Annotated in this window: 5 protein-coding genes and 1 riboswitch; all 5 genes read left to right on the top strand. The window is 27.5% G+C overall.

The window, feature by feature from the left end:
- Positions 1-179 precede the first annotated feature (179 nt).
- Positions 180-434, top strand: a complete 255-nt coding sequence (locus ACRC03_RS13865; protein WP_438653176.1) for a DUF1294 domain-containing protein — start codon at positions 180-182, stop codon at positions 432-434.
- 94 nt (positions 435-528) lie between these two features.
- On the top strand, positions 529-1,284 hold the full coding sequence (locus ACRC03_RS13860) for a nitroreductase family protein (RefSeq protein ID WP_438653175.1): 756 nt from the start codon (positions 529-531) through the stop codon (positions 1,282-1,284).
- 116 nt (positions 1,285-1,400) lie between these two features.
- Positions 1,401-1,506, top strand: a riboswitch (SAM riboswitch).
- A gap of 98 nt (positions 1,507-1,604) precedes the next feature.
- Positions 1,605-2,570, top strand: a complete 966-nt coding sequence (locus ACRC03_RS13855; protein ID WP_438653174.1) for a methionine ABC transporter ATP-binding protein — start codon at positions 1,605-1,607, stop codon at positions 2,568-2,570.
- Positions 2,563-3,312, top strand: a complete 750-nt coding sequence (locus tag ACRC03_RS13850; RefSeq protein WP_438653173.1) for a methionine ABC transporter permease — start codon at positions 2,563-2,565, stop codon at positions 3,310-3,312. The genes ACRC03_RS13855 and ACRC03_RS13850 overlap by 8 nt, the downstream gene beginning before the upstream one ends.
- A gap of 69 nt (positions 3,313-3,381) precedes the next feature.
- On the top strand, positions 3,382-4,176 hold the full coding sequence (locus tag ACRC03_RS13845) for a MetQ/NlpA family ABC transporter substrate-binding protein (RefSeq protein ID WP_438653172.1): 795 nt from the start codon (positions 3,382-3,384) through the stop codon (positions 4,174-4,176).
- Positions 4,177-4,456 lie beyond the last annotated feature (280 nt).

Raw genomic sequence — 4,456 nt, 5'->3', positions numbered from 1 at the left:
GCATTTGCCAATGGGATAGAGGATGTAGGGTTACATCCAATTAGAGTTAATATTATTTAATTATAGTGTTATGTACTAATAAAGATATTTTATTAAACTTTTTAATAATTTAAATAAGTTTATATTAATATTATAACCTAGCAGTATAATATAAATAATGGAAATAGGAAGGAGATAAGATGGGATATTATTTAGTAATTGTAAATATAATTGGATTTATTTTTATGTGGTTGGATAAAAAATATGCAATACATAGAAAGAGAAGAATTTCTGAAAAAAACTTAATTTTAGTAGCTATTTTAGGTGGCTCACTTGGAAGTATTATAGGTATGTATAGCTTTAGGCATAAAACTAAACATAAGAAGTTTACTCTAGGATTACCTTTAATATTGGTAGTGCAGATTATTTTAATATTTTTAGTAGGTAAAGCGTAGTTATTACATATGATTTATATTTATAGAATCATGAAGGTTTTTTAATATTATTGTCTAAATATTTAATATAGACTAAATATTTGGAGGTAAAGTATTGAATAAAACAATAGAGATGATAAACAATAGAGTATCACTAAGAAAATATGAAGAAAAGCCAATATCTAAAGAGCATTTAGACCTAATAATAAAAAGTGCAATTAAAGCTCCCACTGCAGGAAATATGATGATGTACTCTATTTTGAAAATAACAGATGCTGAAATTAAAGAAAAGTTAAGTAAAACTTGTGATAATCAGCCATTTATAAAAAATACACCTGTTGTATTAATATTTTTAGCTGATTTACATAAGTGGTTTAAATACTTTGAGCTAAGTGGAATTGAAAATGTAAAAAGTCCAGGTATGAACGATTTTATGTTAGGAGTAAATGATGCAGTAATAGCTGCTCAGAATGCAGTTATAGCAGCAGAAAGTCTTGGAATAGGAAGTTGTTATATAGGTGATATTATGGAAAATTATGAAACTCATAAAGAGTTACTAAATTTACCTAATTACACATTCCCAGCAGCTATGCTTACACTTGGCTACTATCCAGAAAATTACAATAGAAAATTTGTAGGAAGATTTGATGAAGAATTTGTAGTTTTTGATGAAAAATATAAAAACATAAAGGATGAAGAATTAAAAGCTATGTTTGAATTAAAAGAAGGAACATTCCCTAAAACCAACCCTTTTAATGCTAAAAATCATGGAGAATTAATTTACAAAAGAAAGACTACAGCTGATTTTTCTGTGGAAATGGAAAGGTCTATTAAAGAAAATTTAGAGTATTTTCTTGGTAACAAAAAATGATTCAGAAAATAAATATAATAAAAAAAATTAGAAATTAATTGACAATATATGCCAGAGTGTATATTATATTAAATATACAAAAGAAAAAAATAAAAACGAAAATAAAAATAAAATATTCCTTATCAAGAGAGGTGGAGGGACTGGCCCTATGAAACCCGGCAACCAGTATATTTAATATACATTGGTGCTAAATCCTGCAGCAAAAATGCTGATAGATGAGTATAACGTGCTTATAAAGCCTAAGTTTATACTTAGGCTTTTATTTATTTTAAAAAACAAATTGAGGGGAATATTATTAAAGAGAATAGGGGGACTAGACAATGATAAGTATTCAAAATGTCAACAAATACTATGGAGACACAAAGGTATTAGACAATGTAAATATGAAAATCGAAGAAGGAGAAATATTTGGAATAATCGGTCACAGTGGTGCTGGTAAATCTACATTACTTAGATGTATAAATGGATTAGAGGATTATAGAGAAGGTAGTGTAGTTGTTAAAGATAAGGTGGTAAAAAACTTAAGTGAGTTGGAATTAAGAAATTTAAGAAAAGATTTAGGGATGATATTTCAACATTTTTCATTACTAGAAAGAAAAACTGTATTTGAAAATGTAGCACTGCCTCTTCAGTGTTTTAAATATTCCAATAATGAAATAAATAAAAGGGTTTTAGAGCTTTTAGACCTAGTAGGGATAAAAGACAAGAAGGATGTAAAGCCAAGAAATTTAAGTGGAGGACAAAAACAAAGAGTTGCAATAGCAAGAGCATTAGCTTTAAACCCAAAAGTTCTTCTATGTGATGAAGCTACATCAGCGCTAGACCCAAATACTACAAAATCAATACTATCACTGATAGAAGATATAAATAAAAAATTAAATATAACAGTAATAATGGTTACACATCAAATGGAAGTTATAAAACAAATATGTACTAAAGTAGCAATAATGGAACATGGAGAAGTTCTTGAAATAGGAGATACAGAAGAAATATTTTTACAAAATACTAAGGGACTAAGAAAGTTAATCGGAGAAGAAAATATAGTTTTACCAGAAGGTACTAATATAAAAATATTATTTCCAAAAGATGTTTCAAATGACAGTGTTATTACAAGTATGGCAAGAGAATTAGATATTGATTTCTCTATAGTATTTGGACGACTAGAAAAGTTTAGAGAAGATATACTAGGATCTTTAATTATAAATACAGAAGTTGAAAATAGCAAAAAGGTTAAAGCATATTTAAGTAGTAAGGGAATGAGATGGGAGGAAATATTAAATGACTAGTTTAAGCGAATTTTTAAGTGATATATTATTAGATGCACTATTAGAAACATTATATATGATTGCTATACCAACAATATTAGCAACATTAATAGGATTTATATTAGCAATAATCCTTGTAATAACAAAGGCAGATGGATTAAAGCCAAACAGTACTATAAATACATGTTTAGGATTTGTAGTAAATACTATAAGAAGTTTTCCTTTTATGATACTTATTGTGGCACTAATTCCTTTTACTAGGATTATAGTAGGTACTTCTATAGGTGCAACAGCAGCAATAGTACCTATAACTATAGGTGCAGCACCATTTATAGCTAGAATAATAGAAGGTGCATTAAATGAAGTAGATAAAGGATTAATAGAAGCTGCAAAATCCTTTGGAGCTACCAAAACTCAAATAATATTTAAAGTAATGATAATAGAAGCAATGCCATCTATTGTATCGGGAATAACTTTATCGGTAATATCAATACTTGGATATACTGCAATGGCTGGTGCAGTAGGAGCAGGTGGACTTGGAACAGTAGCACTTACTTACGGACATCAAAGGTTTGATACAGCTGTTATGATATATACAGTAATCACACTTATAATATTAGTTCAATTGTTACAGTGGATAGGAAACTTATCATATAACAAATTAAAATATGGAGAGAATTTAAAAGTTAAGAAACATAAGATTAAAGTGGTTAATAATCCACTAGTAGTAGAAGCAATAAAAGTAGAAACAATTTCAAAATAAAATAAATTTTGATTTAGTGATATGTATAAACAATGAAAATTATTATATAAAAAATAGGGGGAAAACAAAATGAAATTAAAAAGAATAATAACATTAGCATTAGCAACAGTAGTTGCAACATCTGCAGTAGGGTGCTCATCAAATAAAGATGACAAGAAAATAGTAGTAGGTGCATCAGCAACACCACATGCAGAAATTTTAGAAGTAATAAAGCCACAATTAGAAAAAGAAGGATATGAATTAGAAATTAAAGTATTTGATGATTATGTACTTCCTAATACAGGATTAAATGAAGGTTCACTAGATGCTAACTACTTCCAACATGTACCATACTTAGAAGAAACTAATAAAGAAAAAGGCTATAAATTAACGTACACAGCAAAAATACATTTAGAGCCAATGGGACTATATTCAAAAAAAATAAAGAATTTGAATGAAATAAAAGAAGGTGCAACAATAGCTATTCCAAATGATGCAACAAATGGTGCTAGAGCACTTAAACTTCTAGCTCAAAATGGACTTATAGAATTAAAAGAAGGGGAACTTGTCGGAGTAAAAGATATTAAATCAAATCCTAAAAATATTAAAGTAAAAGAATTAAATGCAGAACAATTACCATCAGTACTACCAGATGTTGATGCAGCAGTAATAAATACAAACTACGCATTAAGTGCAAAGTTAAATCCTACAAAAGATGCAATAGTAATAGAATCAAAAGATTCTCCTTACTCAAATATTTTAGCAGTTAGAGAAGATAATAGAGATGATGAAAAAATTAAAGCTTTAACAAAAGCATTAACAAGTGAAGAAGCAAAAACATTCATAAATGAAAAATACAAAGGAAGTATTATACCTTCATTTTAAGAATAGTTGATATAAATAATAGCTTTATGCAAAGCATAAGTATATAAAAATTAAATAAATTAATTTATAGCAAAAAAGTAGCAAATAGGGTAAAACATAACCACCTATTTGCTATTTTTTTTACGGTATTAAAGAATAGAATAACCTGAATTATTCATGAACGCATTTAATTTTATCAATTTTAATAAAATTAGATGTGTTTATTTTGTTTATGTTAAATCTAGCAAATTTCTAATTTATTTACCTAAAAAAGAATACACTTTCTCTAAGGTCCAGGATA

Source organism: Romboutsia sp., from assembly GCF_051659545.1.
Lineage (GTDB): Bacteria > Bacillota > Clostridia > Peptostreptococcales > Peptostreptococcaceae > JBOFOR01.
Note: the sequence above shows the minus strand (reverse complement) of the source record. Positions and strands in the feature narration are given on the sequence as shown.

Excerpts from the sequence above, each read along its gene's own strand:
- ACRC03_RS13865 (WP_438653176.1), top strand. The coding sequence starts at position 180 with ATGGGATATTATTTAGTAATTGTAAATATAATTGGATTTATTTTTATG.
- ACRC03_RS13855 (WP_438653174.1), top strand. The coding sequence starts at position 1,605 with ATGATAAGTATTCAAAATGTCAACAAATACTATGGAGACACAAAGGTA.
- ACRC03_RS13850 (WP_438653173.1), top strand. The coding sequence starts at position 2,563 with ATGACTAGTTTAAGCGAATTTTTAAGTGATATATTATTAGATGCACTA.
- ACRC03_RS13845 (WP_438653172.1), top strand. The coding sequence starts at position 3,382 with ATGAAATTAAAAAGAATAATAACATTAGCATTAGCAACAGTAGTTGCA.